The organism is Pseudomonas sp. F2 (assembly GCF_057174385.1).
This window is the reverse complement of record NZ_CM169904.1, coordinates 5,714,560-5,734,692: the sequence shown is the minus strand read 5'-3', so window position 1 is coordinate 5,734,692 and position 20,133 is coordinate 5,714,560. Positions and strand designations below refer to the sequence as shown.

Annotated in this window: 15 protein-coding genes and 1 pseudogene; 11 read left to right on the top strand and 5 right to left on the bottom strand. The window is 61.4% G+C overall.

All coding sequences use genetic code 11. The features are described from left to right. Positions 1 to 10: 10 nt before the first annotated feature. A complete protein-coding gene (locus AC193Q_RS25730) occupies positions 11 to 1,642 on the bottom strand; it encodes a Na+/H+ antiporter (RefSeq protein ID WP_041072355.1) in 1,632 nt (543 codons plus the stop codon). Between the two features lie 293 nt (positions 1,643 to 1,935). Here AC193Q_RS25730 and AC193Q_RS25725 point away from each other — a divergent pair, with 293 nt between their 5' ends. The 4 genes from AC193Q_RS25725 (at position 1,936) to AC193Q_RS25710 (ending at position 5,127) form a co-directional block, all read left to right on the top strand. Beyond that, on the top strand, positions 1,936 to 2,298 hold the full coding sequence (locus AC193Q_RS25725) for an ArsC family reductase (protein WP_041072357.1): 363 nt from the start codon (positions 1,936 to 1,938) through the stop codon (positions 2,296 to 2,298). 32 nt (positions 2,299 to 2,330) lie between these two features. Beyond that, on the top strand, positions 2,331 to 3,365 hold the full coding sequence (dapD, locus tag AC193Q_RS25720; protein ID WP_007954762.1) for a 2,3,4,5-tetrahydropyridine-2,6-dicarboxylate N-succinyltransferase: 1,035 nt from the start codon (positions 2,331 to 2,333) through the stop codon (positions 3,363 to 3,365). 149 nt (positions 3,366 to 3,514) lie between these two features. Then, positions 3,515 to 4,720, top strand: a complete 1,206-nt coding sequence (locus tag AC193Q_RS25715) for a cysteine desulfurase (RefSeq protein WP_121183904.1) — start codon at positions 3,515 to 3,517, stop codon at positions 4,718 to 4,720. Beyond that, complete coding sequence (locus AC193Q_RS25710) at positions 4,717 to 5,127, top strand: SufE family protein (protein WP_121183902.1); 411 nt, start codon at positions 4,717 to 4,719, stop codon at positions 5,125 to 5,127. The genes AC193Q_RS25715 and AC193Q_RS25710 overlap by 4 nt, the downstream gene beginning before the upstream one ends. A gap of 131 nt (positions 5,128 to 5,258) precedes the next feature. Here the strand turns inward: AC193Q_RS25710 and tcdA are convergent, their stop codons facing one another. Next, the gene (gene tcdA, locus AC193Q_RS25705) at positions 5,259 to 6,077 is read right to left on the bottom strand and encodes a tRNA cyclic N6-threonylcarbamoyladenosine(37) synthase TcdA (RefSeq protein ID WP_003222099.1); all 819 of its coding nucleotides are present in this window, start codon (positions 6,075 to 6,077) and stop codon (positions 5,259 to 5,261) included. Between the two features lie 382 nt (positions 6,078 to 6,459). On the opposite strand from tcdA, the gene AC193Q_RS25700 reads away from it, so the two are divergent. The 4 genes from AC193Q_RS25700 (at position 6,460) to AC193Q_RS25685 (ending at position 11,681) form a co-directional block, all read left to right on the top strand. After that, on the top strand, positions 6,460 to 9,051 hold the full coding sequence (locus tag AC193Q_RS25700; RefSeq protein WP_108181812.1) for a glycosyltransferase: 2,592 nt from the start codon (positions 6,460 to 6,462) through the stop codon (positions 9,049 to 9,051). 216 nt (positions 9,052 to 9,267) lie between these two features. Beyond that, a complete protein-coding gene (gene dapE, locus AC193Q_RS25695; RefSeq protein WP_041072365.1) occupies positions 9,268 to 10,419 on the top strand; it encodes a succinyl-diaminopimelate desuccinylase in 1,152 nt (383 codons plus the stop codon). Then, positions 10,419 to 11,228 carry a putative RNA methyltransferase gene (locus tag AC193Q_RS25690; protein WP_121183900.1) on the top strand — a complete coding sequence of 270 codons (810 nt, stop codon included), beginning with the start codon at positions 10,419 to 10,421 and terminating at the stop codon, positions 11,226 to 11,228. Before dapE ends, AC193Q_RS25690 begins: the two co-directional genes overlap by 1 nt. Positions 11,229 to 11,303: 75 nt before the next feature. Next, positions 11,304 to 11,681, top strand: a complete 378-nt coding sequence (locus tag AC193Q_RS25685; RefSeq protein WP_007964251.1) for a hypothetical protein — start codon at positions 11,304 to 11,306, stop codon at positions 11,679 to 11,681. 93 nt (positions 11,682 to 11,774) lie between these two features. On the opposite strand, the gene AC193Q_RS25680 is transcribed toward AC193Q_RS25685, so the two are convergent. Continuing rightward, entirely contained in the window at positions 11,775 to 11,984 is a 210-nt protein-coding gene (locus tag AC193Q_RS25680) for a cold shock domain-containing protein (protein ID WP_047291846.1), read from the bottom strand. Between the two features lie 237 nt (positions 11,985 to 12,221). Between AC193Q_RS25680 and plsB the strand changes: the two genes are divergently transcribed. The 3 genes from plsB (at position 12,222) to AC193Q_RS25665 (ending at position 15,952) form a co-directional block, all read left to right on the top strand. After that, positions 12,222 to 14,723: a glycerol-3-phosphate 1-O-acyltransferase PlsB gene (gene plsB, locus AC193Q_RS25675; RefSeq protein ID WP_121183898.1), complete on the top strand. Its 2,502-nt coding sequence runs from the start codon at positions 12,222 to 12,224 to the stop codon at positions 14,721 to 14,723. Positions 14,724 to 14,842: 119 nt separating this feature from the next. Further along, positions 14,843 to 15,241: a YbaY family lipoprotein gene (locus AC193Q_RS25670; protein WP_047291842.1), complete on the top strand. Its 399-nt coding sequence runs from the start codon at positions 14,843 to 14,845 to the stop codon at positions 15,239 to 15,241. A 21-nt stretch (positions 15,242 to 15,262) separates the two neighbouring features. Next, positions 15,263 to 15,952, top strand: coding sequence for a DUF4197 domain-containing protein (locus tag AC193Q_RS25665; protein WP_047291840.1), 690 nt, complete (start codon positions 15,263 to 15,265; stop codon positions 15,950 to 15,952). Between the two features lie 63 nt (positions 15,953 to 16,015). Here AC193Q_RS25665 and AC193Q_RS25660 read toward each other — a convergent pair. Then, a pseudogene (locus AC193Q_RS25660) lies at positions 16,016 to 16,186 on the bottom strand (DUF6124 family protein); the annotation flags it as partial. A gap of 877 nt (positions 16,187 to 17,063) precedes the next feature. Beyond that, positions 17,064 to 20,132 (bottom strand): efflux RND transporter permease subunit, encoded by a 3,069-nt coding sequence (locus tag AC193Q_RS25655; protein WP_121183896.1) that lies wholly within the window; start codon positions 20,130 to 20,132, stop codon positions 17,064 to 17,066. Between the last annotated feature and the right edge of the window lies 1 nt (position 20,133).

Sequence of the window (20,133 nt, the reverse complement as noted above, 5' to 3'; positions counted from 1 at the left end):
CCGTATCGGACTATTTGACCTGCCCCAGATTTGCCTCGCTCAAATCAAGCTCGCTCAATACTTCTCTGAGCACGTCATCACCAATCTGGTGATGACGGCTCAGGCTATACAACTCAAGGCGTTGCGCCCGCAACGCCTTGAGTCGCAAACGGCGCTCCAGCAGATCCATCTGGAACGCCAGCGCCTGGGCTTCCGCCGAATCGTTGAACACCTCAAGCTGATGCCGGTACTCGGACATGATCCGCGCCTTGAGTTCGGCCGAGAGTGCTGCCTGCGCAGCGTCCTGCGGCGCGACCTCTTCGGTTTCCAGCGCATGGATCGCCGCCTCGGCGGTCTTGCGCCAGGCGTCGCGCACTTCCTGACGGCGCTTGTCGTCCGGACTTTTCTCGATGCCGCGCAGTAGCAATGGCAAAGCGATACAGGCGCAAATCAGCGACAACAGAATCACCCCGGCGGCGATGAAGATCAGCAGATCGCGCTCGGGGAACGCCTCGGCCCCCATCAGCATCGGCACCGACATCACACCGGCCAGCGTCACCGCACCGCGCACACCGCCGACGGTCAGCAGCCAGCAGGATCGCGCGGTCGGCACTTGCGTCAGGTCGCCCTTGCCGCGCAAACGGCGCAGCAGCACCGACAGGCGCCAGATGCTCTGCACCCAGATAAAGCGCAACAGCACCAGCGCGAGGAAAATCGCCACCACGTCGAGACCTCGGTACAGCAGCGTCGGCCACAACGTCGGCTCGTGGCTGACCACCGCTTTGATGATGTCCGGCAATTGCAGACCCAGCAGCAGGAAGATCAGACCGTTGAAGGCAAATTCGAGCAGCGACCAGACGCTACGGTTGAGCAAGCGAGTGCTGGTCTGTCGTGGCAACAGATCGAGCCAGCTCTGCATCATTCCCGCCGCCACCGCCGACAGGATGCCCGAAGCGCCCAACCGCTCGGCCAACACATAAGCCGCGAACGGCAGCAGCAACATGAACACCACGTGGGTGGCCGGATCGTCCCAGCCCCGGGCGATCATCCACGCGCGCAAACGCCCGACCAGCCAGCTCAGCACCACGCCGACGGCCAAGCCTCCGACCGCCACCAGCACGAAGGTCAGGCTGGCATTGGCCAGTGAGAACACTCCGGTGACCGCCGCAACCAGGGCAAACTTGAACGTCACCAGACCCGAAGCATCGTTCATCAAGGCTTCGCCCTGCAGTATGTGCATCAGCGGTGTCGGCAAACGGTTCTGCGAGATCGCCGACACCGCCACGGCGTCGGTCGGCGACAGCACCGCGGCCAGCGCGAAGGCCACCGGCAGTGGAATTGTCGGCAACAGCCAGTGAATGAAGTACCCGGCACCGACCACGGTGAACAGCACCAGGCCGACCGCCAGCGTCAGGATCGGCCCACGCAAATGCCAGAACTCGCGTTTGGGCATTCGCCAGCCATCGGAGAACAGCAGCGGCGGCAGGAACAGAAACAGGAACAGCTCCGGATCCAGCGCCACGTGCAGGCCCAATGTCGGCCAGGCCAGCAAGGCACCGGCGGCGATTTGCACCAGGGGCAGCGGCAGCGGGATGACCCGTCCGACCAGCCGCGAGACGCTGACCAGCATCAACAGGATAAGGACGGTGTAAGCGGTTTGCATAAAGCGGAAATCTCAGACAATCGACAGCGTTGAACGGTCATATTAGCCGCTCAGGATACGTCTGACCGTTGCACCTATGTCGCACTGCTGGAACGCAGTCCCCTTGTGGGAGCGAGCCTGCTCGCGAATGCGGTGTCTGATTCAACAGAGATATTGCCTGACACGGCCCCTTCGCGAGCGGGCTCGCTCCCACAGGTTTTGCAGCGTTACGACAACCGTGGCCGCCCGAAACGCGTTGGTCATGGCATAATCCGACACCATTTTTTTCCAGCACCTGTAAAGGGGGCGATTCCTTGACCGTTTCAAGTAAAACGTTGCACCTTTTCGGCATCAAAGCCTGCGACACCATGAAGAAGGCGCGCACCTGGCTCGATGAACACGCTGTCAGCTACGACTTTCACGACTACAAAACCGCCGGTATCGACCGTGAGCACCTGACCCAATGGTGCAACGAGCACGGCTGGCAAACGGTGTTGAACCGTGCCGGCACGACCTTTCGCAAACTCGACGACGAACGTAAAGCCGATCTCGACCAGTCGAAAGCCATCGAACTGATGCTCGCTCAACCCTCGATGATCAAGCGCCCGGTGCTCGATCTCGGTGACCGAACCCTGATTGGCTTCAAGCCAGACATCTACGCGGCCGCACTCAAGTAAGCAGCCCGTCACTTATTGCTAGAGGTATTCACATGTCCAACTCTCTGTTCAGCATCGCCTTTGGTGTCGGCACGCAAAACCGTCAAGGTGCCTGGCTGGAAGTGTTCTACGCCCAGCCACTGCTCAACCCGTCGGCAGAACTGGTCGCTGCCGTTGCGCCGATCCTCGGCTACACCGAAGGCAACCAGGCCATCACCTTCACCACCGCCCAGGCTGCGCAACTGGCTGAAGCGGTCAAAGGCATCGACGCCGTTCAAGGCAAACTGCTGACCCGTCTGGCCGAAAGCCACAAGCCACTGGTCGCCACTCTGCTGGCCGAAGACGCACAGCTGACCTCGACGCCAGAGGCGTACCTGAAGCTGCACCTGCTGTCCCATCGTCTGGTCAAGCCGCACGGCGTGAGCCTGGCCGGGATCTTCCCGCTGCTGCCGAACGTGGCCTGGACCAGCCAGGGCGCGATCGACCTGAGCGAACTGGCCGAGCTGCAACTCGAAGCCCGCCTGCGCGGCGAGCTGCTGGAAGTGTTCTCGGTGGACAAGTTCCCGAAAATGACCGACTACGTGGTGCCGGCCGGCGTGCGTATCGCTGACGCCGCGCGCCTGCGTCTGGGTGCGTACGTGGGCGAAGGCACCACCGTGATGCACGAAGGCTTCATCAACTTCAACGCCGGCACCGAAGGCCCGGGCATGATCGAAGGCCGCGTTTCCGCTGGCGTATTCGTTGGCAAGGGCTCGGACCTGGGCGGCGGTTGCTCGACCATGGGCACTCTGTCAGGCGGCGGAAACATCGTAATCAAGGTTGGCGAAGGCTGCCTGATCGGCGCCAACGCCGGTATCGGTATTCCATTGGGCGACCGCAACACTGTCGAGTCGGGCCTGTACGTGACCGCCGGCACCAAAGTCGCGCTGCTGGACGAGCACAACAACCTGGTCAAGGTTGTAAAAGCCCGTGAGCTGGCCGGCCAGACCGACCTGCTGTTCCGTCGCAATTCGGAAACCGGTGCCGTGGAGTGCAAAACCCACAAATCGGCGATCGAGCTGAACGAAGCGCTGCACGCGCACAACTAAGCAGCCGTACGATCCCCCTGTGGGAGCGAGCTTGCTCGCGAAGGCGTCCGGTCAGTCAACAACAGAGCTGAATGACACGACGCTTTCGCGAGCAAGCTCGCTCCCACAAGGTTCGATGTACCCCCGCCCAAGTTCACAGGGCTGAACCTATGATGATTCCCTCCCCCTGGCGCGCCGACTTTCCGGCCATCGCCGCCCTGCAACGGCAAGACCAGACCTATCTGGACAACGCCGCCACCACGCAAAAACCCCAGGCCCTGCTTGACGCACTGACGCATTACTACGCCAACGGCGCGGCCAATGTGCATCGTGCGCAGCATCTGCCCGGCGCCCACGCCACGCAGGCGTTCGAAGACAGTCGGCTCAAGGTAGCCCAGTGGCTAAATGCCGGTGACAGCGGGCAGATCATCTTCACCCACGGCGCCACCAGCGCGCTGAATCTCCTGGCCTATGGCCTGGAACCTCTTTTCCACCCGGGCGATGAAATTGTCATCAGCGCCCTGGAGCATCACGCCAACCTGCTGCCGTGGCAGCAACTGGCGCAGCGTCGCGAGCTGAAACTGGTGATCCTGCCACTGGACGAAGACGGCGTGATCGACCTCGGCGCCGCTGTGCGCCTGATCAATCCGCGTACCCGCTTGCTGGCGGTCAGTCAGCTGTCCAACGTGCTTGGTGCCTGGCAACCCTTGCCGGCGCTGCTGGCGATGGCCAAGGCGCACAACGCGCTGACCGTAGTCGATGGCGCCCAGGGTGTGGTGCACGGTCGGCACGACGTGCAGGCGCTCGGTTGCGACTTCTATGTGTTTTCCAGCCACAAGCTGTACGGCCCTGATGGCCTCGGCGTGCTGTTCGGACGCAACAAGGCGCTTGAGCAACTGCAGCCGTGGCAGTTCGGCGGCGAAATGGTCCTGGAAGCCAATTATCACGATGCACGCTTCCGCCCTGCCCCGCTGGGTTTCGAAGCGGGCACACCGCCGATCGCCAGTGTGATTGGCCTCGGTGCCACGCTCGATTATCTGGCCGGGCTGGATCAGGACGCGGTGTCGGCCCATGAAGCGGCGCTGCACGCCTACCTGCTGCAAGGTCTGGCCGCGCGTAACGGCATTCGTCTGCTGGGCAAGCCGCAACTGGCGCTGGCCAGTTTTATCGTCGAGGGTGTGCACAACGCCGATCTGGCACACCTGCTCACCGAGCAAGGCATTGCCGTGCGCGCCGGGCATCACTGCGCCATGCCGTTGCTGAAAAGCTTCGAACTGGCCGGGGCGATCCGCGTGTCGCTGGCGCTGTACAACGATTCCGAGGATCTGGAGCGTTTCTTTGACGCGCTGGATCAGGCCTTGGAGTTGCTGCGATGAACCTGCCGCTCGCCGCCGCCGAAGCGCTGCAGACCTTTCAGAATGCCGCTGGTTGGGAACAACGCGCACGGTTGCTGATGCAGTTTGGCGATCGTCTGCCGCCGCTGAATGACGCGGACAAATGCGAAGCCAACCGGGTGCATGGCTGTGAGAGTCAAGTGTGGCTGGTGGGTGAGCTGCAGGACGGCCACTGGCAGTTCAGCGCTGCCAGCGATGCGCGGATGATTCGCGGGCTGGTGGCGTTGTTGCTGTTGCGGGTCAACGGTTTGAGCGCTGTCGAGTTGCAGCAAGTGGACCTGTCGGACTGGTTCAATCAGCTGGGACTGTCGCGGCAGTTGTCGCCGTCGCGCAGTAATGGCTTGAATGCCGTGCTCAAACGCATGAATGAATTGGCCACCACCCCGTAGGAGCTGCCGCAGGCTGCGATCTTTTGATCTTGTTTTTTAAAATCAGGATCAAAAGATCGCAGCCTGCGGCAGCTCCTACAAGGGAAGTGTGGGGGCTGGCTTGCCAGCGATGAGGTCATCAGCCTCACAGATCAAACCTGAGGTTTTACTCGGTCAGCCGGCCGCCGCACACCCGCCACAATCTTGTCCACCGCCTTGGTCGCCGCGACCATGCCGAACGTTGCCGTGACCATCATCACCGCGCCAAACCCGCCGGCGCAGTCGAGCTTCACCCCGTCGCCGACAAAACTCTTCTGCAAGCAGATGCTGCCGTCCGGTTTCGGATAGCGCAGTTGCTCGGTGGAAAACACGCACGGCACGCTGTAATGACGGGTCACCGTGCGCGAGAAGCCGTAGTCGCGACGCAACGTCGAACGTACCTTCGAGGCCAGTGGATCGTTGAACGTGCGGTTGAGGTCGCAGACCTGAATCAGCGTCGGATCGATCTGTCCGCCGGCACCGCCGGTGGTGATGATCTGGATCTTGCGCCGCTTGCACCAGGCGATCAGCGCAGCCTTGGCGTTGACCGCGTCGATGCAGTCGATCACGCAGTCGATGTTCGGTGTGATGTATTCGGCCATGGTGTCGCGGGTGACGAAATCCGCCACCGCGTGCACGGTGCAATCCGGGTTGATCCCGCGCAGACGCTCGGCCATCACCTCGACCTTGGGTTTGCCGACGGTGCTGTCCAGTGCGTGCAACTGGCGGTTGGCGTTGCTGACGCAGACGTCGTCGAGGTCGAACAGCGAAATCTCACCCACGCCACAGCGGGCCATGGCTTCCGCCGCCCAGGAACCAACGCCACCGACGCCGACAATCGCCACATGGGCCGCACGCAGGCGCTCGAGGCCCTCGATGCCATACAAACGGGCGATGCCTGCAAACCGCGGATCTTCTGTACTCATGACCATTACCCCAAAAACCGGCGCGCATTATAGGGCCGTCGACGGCCAAGAGCATCTTTGACGCTATGAACGGTGAACGCAGGCGTTTTCACACAACCTTTGTGGCGAGGGAGCTTGCTCCCGCCGGGTCGCGAAGCGGCCCTCAAAAAGCGGACTGCTTCGCAGTCCAGCGGGAGCAAGCTCCCTCGCCACCGGGAATTGCTATAACTGAATAACAAAGTTTTCTCTTACAAGCTGTTACTAAAGAACTTAAATCAGGTTGGACTGCCCAATGTCGGGCATTTCCCTGTCCGGTGTACGAGCAGTGAACTGCCGGTGTAGGATTCGCGCCCTTTTGGCGCTTGCCAACCGTTCCTTCGTTCCACAGCCTTTGGAACCCGAAATAGCTATGTCATCGCGTAAATTTGGTCTCAACCTGGTGGTGGTTCTGGCAATCGCCGCCCTGTTCACCGGTTTCTGGGCGCTGATCAACCGCCCGGTCTCCGCGCCCAACTGGCCGGAGCAGATCTCCGGTTTCTCTTATTCGCCATTCCAGCAGGGCCAATTCCCGCAGAAGGATCAGTATCCGACTGACGATGAAATGCGCCGCGACCTGGAGATCATGAGCAAGCTGACGGACAACATCCGCATCTATTCGGTTGACGGTTCGCTGCAGGACATCCCGAAACTGGCGGAAGAGTTTGGTCTGCGCGTGACCCTCGGGATCTGGATCAGCCCCGATCAGGAACGCAACGAGCGCGAGATCCAGCGCGCCATCGAACTGGCCAACACCTCGCGCAGCGTGGTGCGGGTGGTGGTCGGTAACGAGGCGATTTTCCGCAAGGAAATCACCGCCGAACAACTGAGCGTGCTGCTGGATCGCGTGCGCGCTGCGGTGAAAGTGCCGGTGACCACCTCCGAGCAATGGCACGTCTGGGAAGAACACCCGGAACTGGCCAAACACGTCGACCTGATCGCCGCGCACGTGCTGCCTTACTGGGAATTCATTCCGGTGGACAAGGCCGGGCAGTTTGTCTTCGACCGCGCCCGCGACCTGAAAAAGCTGTTCCCGAAAAAACCGTTGCTGCTGTCCGAAGTCGGCTGGCCGAGCAACGGTCGCATGCGCGGTGGCGCCGATGCGTCGCCAGCGGATCAGGCGATCTACCTGCGCACGCTGGTCAACAAACTCAACCGTCAAGGTTTCAACTACTTCGTGATTGAAGCGTTCGACCAGCCGTGGAAGGCCAGTGACGAAGGTTCGGTGGGCGCCTACTGGGGCGTGTTCAACGCCGCGCGCCAGCAGAAATTCAACTTCGAAGGCCCGGTCGTCGCCATCCCGCAATGGCGCGTGCTGGCCATCGGTTCGGTGGTGCTGGCGCTGTTGTCGCTGACCCTGCTGATGATCGACGGCTCGGCCCTGCGTCAGCGCGGCCGGACCTTCCTGACCTTTATCGCGTTCCTTTGCGGTTCGGTGCTGGTGTGGATCGGCTACGACTACAGCCAGCAATACAGCACGTGGTTCAGCCTGACGGTGGGTTTCCTCCTGGCGCTGGGTGCGCTCGGGGTGTTCATCGTGTTGCTGACCGAAGCGCATGAACTGGCCGAAGCCGTGTGGATTCACAAGCGTCGGCGGGAATTCCTGCCGGTGATCGGTGATTCGGACTACCGGCCGAAAGTCTCGATCCACGTGCCCTGCTACAACGAGCCGCCGGACATGGTCAAACAGACCCTCGACGCCCTCGCGGCCCTCGATTACCCGGACTATGAAGTCCTGATCATCGACAACAACACCAAGGACCCGGCAGTCTGGGAACCGGTGCGCGACTACTGCGCGACCCTCGGCCCGCGCTTCAAGTTCTTCCATGTCTCGCCCCTGGCCGGGTTCAAGGGCGGCGCGCTGAACTACCTGATTCCGCACACCGCCAAGGACGCCGAAGTGATCGCGGTGATCGACTCCGACTACTGCGTACACCCGAACTGGCTCAAGCACATGGTGCCGCACTTCGCCGACCCGAAAATCGCCGTGGTGCAGTCGCCGCAGGATTACCGCGACCAGAACGAAAGCACCTTCAAGAAGCTCTGCTACGCCGAATACAAAGGCTTCTTCCACATCGGCATGGTCACCCGTAACGACCGCGACGCGATCATCCAGCACGGCACCATGACCATGACCCGCCGTTCGGTTCTGGAAGAGCTGGGCTGGGCCGACTGGTGCATCTGTGAAGACGCCGAACTCGGCCTGCGCGTGTTCGAGAAAGGCCTGTCGGCGGCGTATTACCACGACAGCTACGGCAAGGGTCTGATGCCGGACACCTTCATCGACTTCAAGAAGCAGCGTTTCCGCTGGGCCTACGGCGCGATCCAGATCATCAAGCGCCACACCCGCAGCCTGCTGCGCGGCAAGGACACCGAGCTGACCCGTGGCCAGCGTTACCACTTCCTTGCCGGCTGGCTGCCGTGGGTGGCGGACGGCATGAACATTTTCTTCACCGTCGGCGCGTTGTTGTGGTCAGCGGCGATGATCATCGTGCCGCAACGGGTCGATCCGCCGCTGCTGATTTTCGCCATCCCGCCGCTGGCGCTGTTCGTGTTCAAGGTCGGCAAGATCATCTTCCTCTACCGTCGCGCCGTCGGCGTGAACCTCAAGGATGCGTTCTGCGCGGCATTGGCCGGACTGGCGTTGTCGCACACCATCGCCAAAGCGGTGCTGTATGGCTTCTTCACCAGCAGCATTCCGTTCTTCCGCACTCCGAAAAATGCCGACAACCACGGCTTCTGGGTGGCGATTTCCGAAGCGCGGGAAGAGCTGTTCATCATGCTGCTGTTGTGGGGCGCGGCGCTGGGGATTTACCTGGTGCAAGGCATTCCGAGCAACGACATGCGCTTCTGGGTGGCGATGCTGCTGGTGCAGTCGCTGCCGTACGTCGCGGCGCTGATCATGGCGTTCCTCTCGTCGCTGCCAAAACCGGCGGCGGAGCCTGAACCGGCGCCTGTCGTCTAATTCCTCCTTGATCCACTAAACGGCGGCCAATGGTCGCCGTTTTGCTTTAAGATAACCGCCATTTTGCGGGGCACTCCTCTAATCCCTGTGGGAGCGAGCCTGCTCGCGAAGGCTTTGTAACATTCACCGATTATGTTGACTGACACACCGCATTCGCGAGCAGGCTCGCTCCCACATTGTTAGTCCGCGCCCACATTCATGACTCCGGAGTTTTCCATGACGGCCCACGCCGACCTTTCGCCGACCCTCCAACTCGCCATCGACCTGATCCGCCGTCCGTCCGTGACGCCGGTCGACGCCGATTGCCAGAAGCAGATGATGCAGCGCCTGGGCGATGCCGGTTTCACCCTCGAACCGATGCGCATCGAAGATGTGGATAACTTCTGGGCCACCCACGGCAACGACGACGGCCCGGTGCTGTGCTTCGCCGGCCACACCGACGTGGTGCCGACCGGTCCGGTGACCGCTTGGCAGATCGACCCGTTCAACGCCGTCATCGATGAACACGGCATGCTCTGTGGCCGTGGCGCAGCGGACATGAAAGGCAGTCTGGCGTCGATGACCGTCGCCGCCGAGCGTTTCGTTGCCGACTACCCGAATCACAAGGGCAAGGTCGCGTTCCTCATCACCAGCGACGAAGAAGGCCCGGCGCACCACGGCACCAAAGCGGTGGTTGAACGTCTGGTGGCGCGCAAGGAACGTCTGGACTGGTGCATCGTCGGCGAACCGTCGAGCACCACGCTGGTCGGTGACGTGGTGAAAAACGGGCGTCGCGGCTCGCTGGGCGCCAAGCTCACCGTGCGCGGCGTGCAGGGGCACGTGGCCTATCCGCATCTGGCAAAGAACCCGATCCACCTCGCGGCTCCGGCGCTGGCCGAGCTGGCCGCCGAGCATTGGGATCACGGTAACGATTTCTTCCCGCCGACCAGTTTCCAGATTTCCAACCTCAACTCCGGCACCGGCGCGACCAACGTGATTCCGGGTGATCTGGTGGCGGTGTTCAACTTCCGCTTCTCCACCGAATCCACCGTCGAAGGCCTGCAAAAACGCGTGGCCGACATCCTCGACAAACACAACCTGGACTGGCACATCGACTGGGCGCTGTCCGGTCTGCCGTTCCTCACCGAGCCGGGCGCGCTGCTCGACGCGGTGTCGTCGAGCATCAAGGACATCACCGGCCGCGAAACCCACGCGTCGACCAGCGGCGGGACTTCCGACGGTCGTTTCATCGCGACCATGGGTACGCAAGTGGTTGAGCTGGGGCCGGTCAACGCGACCATTCACCAGGTCAACGAGCGTGTGCTGGCGGCCGATCTCGACGTGCTGACCGAGATCTACTACCAGACCCTGATCAAGTTGCTCGCCTGATGCTCGCGTGCCCGATCTGCAGTGAACCGCTGAACAGCGTCGATAACGGTGTGGTCTGCCCCGCCGGCCACCGCTTCGACCGCGCGCGGCAGGGTTATCTGAACCTGCTGCCGGTGCAGCACAAGAACAGCCGCGATCCTGGCGACAACCAGGCGATGGTCGAGGCGCGTCGCGACTTCCTGAATGCCGGGCATTACGCGCCAGTGGCCAAACGTCTGGCCGAGCTGGCGGCGGGTTATGCGCCGGCACGCTGGGTCGATATCGGTTGCGGTGAGGGTTACTACACCGCGCAGATTGCCGATGCCTTGCCGGATGCCGATGGCTACGCGCTGGACATCTCCCGCGAGGCGGTGAAACGCGCCTGCAAGCGCAACCCGGCGCTCACCTGGTTGATCGCCAGCATGGCCCGCGTGCCATTGGCGTCGGGCAGTTGCCAGTTTCTCGCCAGCGTTTTCAGTCCGCTGGACTGGGCAGAAGCCAAGCGTCTGCTCAGCGTCGGCGGCGGCCTGATGAAGGTCGGCCCGACCAGCGGCCATCTGATGGAACTGCGCGAACGCCTGTACGACGAAGTGCGCGAATACACCGACGACAAGCATCTGGCATTAGTGCCCGAAGGCATGGCGCTGGCGCACAGCGAAACCCTGGAATTCAAACTGACGCTGGACAAGCCCGAGGATCGCGCCAACCTGTTGGCGATGACACCCCACGGCTGGCGCGCCAGTGCCGAACGCCGCGCCGCAGTGATCGAGCAGGCCGAGCCGTTCGTGACCACTGTGTCGATGCGCTACGATTATTTCGTTCTTCAATAACTTTTGGTCTTGGGCGAGTGCCCGGGGCCGGCTAAATCCGCGAATGGATTTTTCAGACCCGCAGTGAGGACATCCATGCGCCAACCGGATATCGAGATTTACCTGAAAGACGCCGACGTCGACCACAAGGCGATTTCCGCCTGGCTCGGTGAGGCTCTAGGCCCGTGCAGCGATTGGGTACAGAAAGGCCAGACCTACAAGTGCAAGGCCGGCAACATCCCGGTGACGTGGCTGCCGAAGGCCGTGGGCAAATGGAACAGCCTGTACCTGGAAAGCGACGCGACGCCGTGGGACGACGACATCGCCTGCGCCCGTGCAGCCTTTGCCGCGCTGAACGTGGAAGTACGTTGCGCACCGGGCACGTGGGTCGAGGAAGAAGGTGAGGAAACGGCGGATCGCTGGATTCGCATCAGCGCCGACGGTGAAGAAGAAATCACCTGGAAGACTGCCTGAAAGCAAAAGATCGCAGCCTTCGGCAGCTCCTACAGGGGAATGCATTCCAAACTGTAGGAGCTGCCGCAGGCTGCGATCTTTTGATCTTGAAAGTTACAGGCCTACAACATCCTCAGCCTGCAACCCCTTCTGCCCTTCCACCACCGCGTATTCAACCTGCTGACCCTCGGTCAGCGAGCGATGCCCTTCACCGCGGATCGCGCGGTAGTGCACGAACACGTCCACCCCGTCGTTGCGCTGAATGAAGCCGTAGCCCTTGGCGTCGTTGAACCACTTCACATTGCCGGTTTCACGTGTTGCCATCTGTTCATACTCCTTTTTTATTATTGAACAGGCTTTTCGCAGGAAAGCCTTTGCGGAACGTCAGCCTGCGCCCGACGTCCATAAAGGGCCCCGGCGACAGATTGCCGAGTATATGACAGGCGCAAAAACTCTCAACAGGAGATTACTTCGCCGCTTTTTTGCCGATTTTCGGTGAATACGGCAAACTGTCGACCGCCCGAGCATCTGCTCGGTTTTATCAACTCACGCAGAAGCCGTATGACCCGCTCCCCGTTCCGCCGTCTAGTGTTTGGCACCTTGCGCCGACTGTTGTACCTCTGGGTTCGCTCGGAGACGATCAACCAGTCGTCGCTCACCCTCAACCTCGACCGCAGTCGCCCGGTGTTCTACGTCCTGCAAAACCCCTCGCTGACTGATCTGGCGGTGGTCGACACCGAGTGCACCAAGGCCGGTCTGCCGCGTCCGGTGCTGCCAGTGTCGGTGGGGCCGTTGATCGAACCGGCGGCGTTTTTCTACCTGACGCCGGACCCGGACTGGCTTGGCCGTCAGGACAAGCGCGGTGCACCGCCGACCCTGACCCGTCTGGTCAGCGCCCTGACCCAGAACGCCGCCGAAGACGCGCAGATCATTCCGGTAAGCGTGTTCTGGGGCCAGTCGCCGGACAGCGAAAACAGTCCGTGGAAGCTGCTGTTCGCCGACAGCTGGGCCGTCACCGGGCGCCTGCGTCGGCTGCTGAGCATCATCGTTCTGGGGCGCAAGACCCGTGTGCAGTTCTCCGCGCCGATCCACCTGCGCGAACTGATCGAACACAACAAGGGCCACGAACGCACCGTGCGCATGGCCCAGCGCATCCTGCGCGTGCACTTCCGCAACCTGAAGGCGGCAGTGATCGGCCCGGACATCTCGCACCGGCGCAATCTGGTCAAGGGGCTGCTCAATCAACCACTGGTCAAGCAAGCGATCGTCGAAGAAGCCGAACGCGAGAACATTTCCCTGGAAAAAGCCAAGGCCCAGGCCCTGCGCTACGGCAACGAGATCGCTTCGGACTACACCTACACCGCGATCCGTTTCCTCGAAGTGGTACTGAGCTGGTTCTGGAACAAGATCTACGACGGGATCAAGGTCAACCACATCGAAGGCGTGCAGAAGGTCGCTCAGGGTCACGAAGTGATCTACGTGCCGTGCCACCGCAGCCACATCGACTACTTGCTGCTCTCGTATCTGCTGTTTCGCAACGGCCTGACCCCGCCGCACATTGCCGCCGGGATCAACCTGAACATGCCGGTGATCGGCAGCCTGCTGCGCCGAGGCGGCGCGTTCTTCATGCGCCGCACGTTCAAGGGCAATCCGCTGTATACCTCGGTGTTCAACGAATACCTGCACACCCTGTTTACCAAAGGTTTCCCGGTCGAATACTTCGTCGAGGGCGGCCGCTCGCGCACCGGGCGCATGCTGCAACCGAAGACCGGCATGCTCGCGATCACAATGCGCAGCTTCCTGCGTTCGTCGCGGATGCCGATCGTCTTCGTACCGGTGTACATCGGTTACGAGCGCGTGCTGGAAGGTCGTACCTACCTTGGCGAATTGCGTGGCGCGAGCAAGAAGAAAGAGTCGATCTTCGACATCTTCAAAGTCATCGGCGCGCTCAAGCAGCGCTTCGGTCAAGTCGCGGTGAACTTCGGCGAACCGATCAAACTTGCAGAGTTCCTCGACAGCGAACAGCCAGACTGGCGCCAGCAGGCACTCGGCCCGCAGTACAAACCGGCCTGGCTTAACGAAACCACCAACCGCCTCGGCGAGAAAGTCGCGCAGCACCTGAACGAAGCGGCGGCAATCAACCCGGTCAATCTGGTGGCGCTGGCGCTGCTGTCCACCACCCGCCTGGCACTGGACGATCGGGCCATGGCGCGGGTGCTGGATCTGTATCTGGCGCTGCTGCGCAAAGTCCCGTACTCGCCGCACACGACCCTGCCGGAAGGCGACGGCCGCGCGCTGATCGAGCATGTGAAGGACATGGATTTGCTGTCCGAGCAAAACGATGCGCTGGGCAAGATTCTGTATCTGGACGAGCAGAACGCCGTCCTGATGACCTACTACCGCAACAACGTGCTGCACATCTTCGCCTTGCCGGCGCTGCTGGCGAGCTTCTTCCAGAGCACTTCGCGCATGAGCCGCGAGCAGATCCTGCGCTACACCCGCGCGCTGTATCCGTACTTGCAGTCGGAGCTGTTCATCCGCTGGAGCCTGGAGGAACTGGACGCAGTAATCGATCAATGGCTGGAAGCGTTCGTCGAGCAAGGCCTGCTGCGTTTCGAAAAGGACGTGTACCTGCGCCCCGCTCCAAGTTCGCGGCACTTTGTGCTGCTGACCCTGCTGTCGAAAAGCATCGCGCAGACCCTGCAGCGCTTCTACATGACCGTCTCGCTGCTGCTCAACGCCGGGCAGAACAGCATCAGCGCCGAAGAGCTGGAAGACCTGTGCACGGTCATGGCCCAGCGTCTGTCGATCCTGCACGGCCTGAATGCCCCGGAGTTCTTCGACAAGAGTCTGTTCCGTCATTTCATCCAGACGATGCTCGACCTCGACGTCCTGCGCCGCGACGAAGCCGGCAAGTTGAGCTACCACGAACTGCTCGGCGAACTGGCGGAGGGCGCGGCCAAACGCGTATTGCCGGCGGAGATTCGCCTGTCGATTCGTCAGGTGGCGCTGCATCGCAGTGAAGATGCGGCGGATCAGATCACGCCACTGCCTGAGGCTTGATGCATTACCCCGGTGGGAGCGAGCCGGCTCGCGAAGACGGTTGATCAGTCACTGGAAATATTGACTGAATCACCGCATTCGCGAGCAGGCTCGCTCCCACATTGAAAGGAGCTCTACCCATGAAAAAACTGTTGACCCTCGCCGCCGCCACCCTTCTCAGCGCCTGCCAATCAACCACACCCGCCGGCAAGGTCGGTCTCGACGGTGAAGTGTTCTACCTGCAACGCATCGCCCTGCCACCGAGCGCGACACTGAGCGTGAGCTTGCAGGACGTATCGCTGGCCGACGCCCCGGCGGTGGTCCTCGACGAGCAGAAAGGCCCGGTCAAAGGCCAGGTGCCGCTGCCGTTCCACTTGAGTTACGATCCGGCCCAGGTCAAACCCGGTCACCGCTACTCGGTCAGCGCGCGCATCGAGGTCAACGGTGAGCTGATGTTCATCACCACCGAGAACCACGCCGTGCAACTGGACGGTAATGATCCGCAGCCGCTGAAAATCCGCGTCGACGCCATTCGCTAACTGTCTTTCAAGGAAGCTGCCATGCTCCGCCCTACCCTTCGCTTCGCCAGCCTGTGCGCGGGCCTGATGATCTCTGCCAGCGCCCTGGCGCTGTCGCTCAGCGACCTCTCGCAACAAGACGCCACCGGCGGCCTCAAGGACGCCCTGACCCAAGGCGCGCAAATCGCCGTCAAACAACTCGGCACCCCGGGCGGTTTCAGCAACAACCCGGAGGTGAAAATCGAACTGCCGGGCAAACTCGGCAAAGTCGCCGGCAAGATGAAAGCCTTCGGCATGGGCGCCCAGGTCGACGAACTCGAAACCGCGATGAACAAGGCCGCAGAAAGCGCCGTGACCCAGGCCCAGCCGATCCTCGTCGACGCCGTGAAGAAAATGACCGTGGCCGACGCCAAGGGCATCCTCAGCGGCGGCACCGACTCGGCCACCCAATACCTGGACAAAACCAGCCGCGAACAGATCCGCGCCAGGTTCCTGCCGATCGTCAAACAAGCCACCGACAAAGTCGGCGTAGCGCAGAAATACAACGCCTTCGCCGGCCAGGCCGCGACCCTCGGCGTGGTGGATGCGAAAAGCGCCAACGTCGAAAGCTACGTCACCGAGCAGGCACTGAACGGCCTGTTCGAAATGATCGGCAAACAGGAAGAAACCATCCGCAAGAACCCGGCGGCTGCGGCGACCGGTCTGGCGAAGAAGGTGTTCGGTACATTGTAATTTTTGCCGCTGCACGCAAAAGCCCGCTGAACCTGTGAAGGTCAGCGGGCTTTTTGTTGCGTGTCAGCCTTGCGGATCGACTTGATCAAGGACGCGGTTTACCGACAGCTCAGCGAGCGAAATCATCTGCTGGATACCGAGAAGCTGACTGCACGTCTGGCCGCTCAGGGTAAACGCCAACTCACTGGCCATGACATTGGCCGAGGCCGGCGTTTCACCGGCATGGGCCAGCATTAAATACAACCTGACTCAATGTAGGAGCTGCCGAAGGCTGCGATCTTTTGATCATGTTTTTGATTTTGAAATGCCAAAGTCAACAGATCGCAGCCTTCGGCAGCTCCTACAGGAGATTGGGTGTGGTCTGTTGAAGATTGGTCGGCTGTCAGGCCGCCTTCGCTGGCAAGCCAGCTCCCACAGTGGGGTTGGAGGTGGTCAGTTGGAAACCGGTCGGCCCGTAGGCCGCCATCGCTGGCAGGCCAGCTTCCACAAGATCAAGATCAAAAGATCGCAGCCTTCGGCAGCTCCTACAGGAGATTGGGTGCGGGCAGTTGGAGATTGGTCGGCTGTCAGGCCGCCTTCGCTGGCAAGCCAGCTCCCACAAGATCAAGATCAAAAGATCGCAGCCTTCGGCAGCTCCTACAGGAGATTGGGTGCGGGCAGTTGGAGATTGGTCGGCTGTCAGGCCGCCTTCGCTGGCAAGCCAGCTCCCACAAAAATCAACAGCAGACCGCATCCGCTTCTCACCACTCAACAGGATGAGCGTTAGCTCGGCTGCAGCTCTTGATCTTGCCGTGCCGGCCCCATCGGCAGGCTGAGTGGAGGGGTTTATCCGGGGGTGGGAGCGCAGCGACCGTTCGACGCAGTCGAACACATCGAGAGGAGGTGCAGCGAAGCAAACCGGAGGCGATGCCCCCGGATGAACCCCGCAACGAAGGAACCCGAGCCTAAGCGAGGGCCGTACGCCGGGGCCAAGACCTTTGCTTCCTTTGGGGCGTTTGCCAAAGGGAGTCGCCGTAAGGGCGAAACCGCCAGCCGCAACACCCGAAGCAACGGATAAACACCCAAAACCCCAGGAGCATGGTCGGCCCAAAGGCCGCCAAGTCCAAAAGCCTCACCCCTCCCGACGCACTCGGAACCAGGCCGCATACAAAGCAGGCAAAAACAAAAGCGTCAACGCCGTAGCCACAATCAACCCCCCCATAATCGCCACCGCCATCGGCCCGAAAAACACACTGCGCGACAACGGAATCATCGCCAACACAGCCGCCAAAGCCGTCAACACAATCGGCCGAAAGCGCCGCACCGTCGCCTCGATAATCGCCTCCCAAGGCGTCAGCCCCGAAGCAATATCCTGCTCGATCTGATCCACCAGAATCACCGAGTTGCGCATGATCATCCCCGACAGCGCGATCGTCCCCAGCATCGCCACAAACCCGAACGGCTGACGGAACACCATCAGAAACAACACCACCCCGATCAACCCCAACGGCGCCGTCAGAAACACCATCGCCGTGCGCGAGAAGCTACGCAATTGCACCATCAGCAACGTCAGCACCACCACGATAAACATCGGCACCCCGGCATTCACCGACTTCTGCCCACGCTCCGAATCCTCCACCGTGCCGCCGACATCCAGCAGATACCCGTCAGGCAATTCGGCACGGATCGGATCCAGCGTCGGAGCGATCTGCTTCACCAGCGTCGCCGGCTGCTCTTTACCGTAAATGTCCGCCCGCACCGTCACGGTGGGCAGACGATTACGGTGCCAGATAATCCCTTCCTCAAACCCGTACTCCAGCGTGGCAATCTGCGACAACGCCACACTGCGACCGTTATCGGTCGGTACCGCCAGACTCGGCAGCAACGACAACTCGGTGCGCTCATGCACCGTGCCGCGCAACAGGATCTCGATCAGCTCGTTGTCCTCGCGGTACTGACTGACACTCGAACCAGTCAGCGAGCTCTGGAGGAATTTCGCCAGATTGGCCGTGCTCACACCGAGCGCCCGGGCGCGGTCCTGATCGATGTTCAGGTACACCACTTTGCTCGGCTCTTCCCAGTCCAGGTGCACGTTGACCACATGCGGGTTCTCGCGCACCTTGGCTGCTACTTTGCGCGCCAACGCGCGGACCTCTTCGATGTGCTCACCGGTGACGCGGAACTGCACCGGGTAGCCCACCGGCGGACCGTTTTCCAGACGCGTGACCCGCGAGCGCAGGGCCGGGAATTGCTCGTTGAGGGTTTCGATCAACCAGGTGCGCAGGGTCTCGCGCTCCTCGATGTTTTTCGCCAATACCACAAACTGGGCGAAGCTCGCCGCCGGCAGTTGCTGATCCAGCGGCAGGTAGAAACGCGGCGAACCGGTGCCGACATACGCCACATAGTTATCGATGCCGGCGTGATCCTTGAGCATTGCTTCCAGGCGTTTGACCTCGGCCGTGGTGTTGGCCAGCGACGCCCCTTCGGCCAACTTCAGATCGACCATCAACTCCAGTCGATTGGAGGCCGGGAAGAACTGCTGCGGCACGAAACGGAACAGCATCACCGACGCGATGAACAGCCCCACCGTCAGCACGATCACGGTTTTGCGATGCGCCACGCACCACTCCACCAGACGCCGCACCCGTTGATAGAACGGCGTGCCATACGGGTCGGCTTGCCCGTCAGCTGTGCCGTGTTTGGCCGCATGAATTTTCGCCAGATCCGGCAGGAGTTTTTCCCCCAGATACGGCACGAACATCACCGCTGCCACCCATGAGGCGAGCAAGGCGATGGTCACCACCTGGAAGATCGAACGGGTGTATTCACCGGTGCCGGACTGCGCGGTGGCAATCGGCAGAAACCCGGCGGCGGTGATCAGCGTACCGGTGAGCATCGGGAACGCGGTGCTGGTCCAGGCATAGCTCGCGGCCTTGATCCGGTCGAAACCCTGCTCCATTTTGATCGCCATCATTTCCACGGCGATGATCGCGTCGTCCACCAGCAAGCCCAGCGCCAGCACCAGCGCGCCGAGCGAGATTTTGTGCAGACCGATACCCAGGTAATACATGCAGGCGAAGGTCATCGCCAGCACCAGCGGAATGGTCAGCGCGACCACCATGCCGGTGCGCACGCCGAGGGAGAAGAAGCTCACCAGCAACACGATCGCCAACGCCTCGACCAGCACCTGGACGAACTCGCCGACACCGGTCTTTACCGCCGCCGGTTGGTCGGAGACTTTGCGCAGTTGCATGCCGGCCGGGAGGTTTTTCTGCAGGCGCGAGAACTCGCCTTCCAGCGCTTTGCCCAACACCAGAATGTCGCCGCCGTCCTTCATCGCGACAGCGAGGCCAATGGCGTCTTCGCCCATAAAGCGCATGCGTGGCGCCGGTGGATCGTTGAAACCGCGATGCACATCGGCGACATCGGAGATACGGAACGTCCGGTCACCGACGCGGATCGGGAAGTTCTTGATCTCCTCGACCGTTTGAAAATTCCCCGAGACCCGCAGCTGTACACGTTCGCTGCCGGTTTCAAAGAACCCCGCAGTGGACACCGCGTTCTGCTCTTCCAGCGCTTGCTGCACCGCCGCCAGTGGCAAACCGAGGGTGGCGAGTTTGACGTTGGACAGCTCGACCCAGATTTTCTCGTCCTGCAAACCGAGCAGATCAACCTTGCCGACATCCTTGACCCGCTGCAGCTGGATCTGGATGCGGTCGGCGTAATCCTTGAGCACTGCGTAATCGAAACCGTCGCCGGTCAGCGCGTAAATATTGCCGAACGTGGTGCCGAATTCATCGTTGAAAAACGGTCCCTGAATCCCCGGCGGCAAGGTCTGGCGAATGTCGCTGACCTTCTTGCGCACCTGATACCAGAGGTCCGGAATTTCCTTGGAGTGCATCGAGTCGCGGGCAATGAAGGTGACCTGCGACTCGCCGGGGCGAGAGAACGACACGATGCGTTCGTACTCGCCGGTTTCCATCAATTTCTTTTCGATACGTTCGGTGACCTGCCGTGAGACTTCCTGTGCGGTCGCCCCCGGCCAGCGGGTCTGGATGACCATGGCCTTGAAGGTGAACGGCGGGTCTTCGCTCTGGCCGAGTTTGGTGTAGGACAAGGCCCCGACGATGGCCAGCAAAAGCATCAGGAACAGGACGATCTGGCGATTACGCAACGCCCATTCGGAAAGGTTGAAGCGCATC

What these genes read in the sequence shown, in the direction of transcription:
- AC193Q_RS25655 (WP_121183896.1), bottom strand. Translation starts at nt 20,132, where the DNA reads ATGCGCTTCAACCTTTCCGAATGGGCGTTGCGTAATCGCCAGATCGTC.
- AC193Q_RS25715 (WP_121183904.1), top strand. Translation starts at nt 3,515, where the DNA reads ATGATGATTCCCTCCCCCTGGCGCGCCGACTTTCCGGCCATCGCCGCC.
- dapE (WP_041072365.1), top strand. Translation starts at nt 9,268, where the DNA reads ATGACGGCCCACGCCGACCTTTCGCCGACCCTCCAACTCGCCATCGAC.
- plsB (WP_121183898.1), top strand. Translation starts at nt 12,222, where the DNA reads ATGACCCGCTCCCCGTTCCGCCGTCTAGTGTTTGGCACCTTGCGCCGA.
- AC193Q_RS25700 (WP_108181812.1), top strand. Translation starts at nt 6,460, where the DNA reads ATGTCATCGCGTAAATTTGGTCTCAACCTGGTGGTGGTTCTGGCAATC.
- AC193Q_RS25710 (WP_121183902.1), top strand. Translation starts at nt 4,717, where the DNA reads ATGAACCTGCCGCTCGCCGCCGCCGAAGCGCTGCAGACCTTTCAGAAT.
- AC193Q_RS25665 (WP_047291840.1), top strand. Translation starts at nt 15,263, where the DNA reads ATGCTCCGCCCTACCCTTCGCTTCGCCAGCCTGTGCGCGGGCCTGATG.
- AC193Q_RS25730 (WP_041072355.1), bottom strand. Translation starts at nt 1,642, where the DNA reads ATGCAAACCGCTTACACCGTCCTTATCCTGTTGATGCTGGTCAGCGTC.
- AC193Q_RS25680 (WP_047291846.1), bottom strand. Translation starts at nt 11,984, where the DNA reads ATGGCAACACGTGAAACCGGCAATGTGAAGTGGTTCAACGACGCCAAG.
- AC193Q_RS25670 (WP_047291842.1), top strand. Translation starts at nt 14,843, where the DNA reads ATGAAAAAACTGTTGACCCTCGCCGCCGCCACCCTTCTCAGCGCCTGC.
- dapD (WP_007954762.1), top strand. Translation starts at nt 2,331, where the DNA reads ATGTCCAACTCTCTGTTCAGCATCGCCTTTGGTGTCGGCACGCAAAAC.
- tcdA (WP_003222099.1), bottom strand. Translation starts at nt 6,077, where the DNA reads ATGGTCATGAGTACAGAAGATCCGCGGTTTGCAGGCATCGCCCGTTTG.
- AC193Q_RS25685 (WP_007964251.1), top strand. Translation starts at nt 11,304, where the DNA reads ATGCGCCAACCGGATATCGAGATTTACCTGAAAGACGCCGACGTCGAC.
- AC193Q_RS25690 (WP_121183900.1), top strand. Translation starts at nt 10,419, where the DNA reads ATGCTCGCGTGCCCGATCTGCAGTGAACCGCTGAACAGCGTCGATAAC.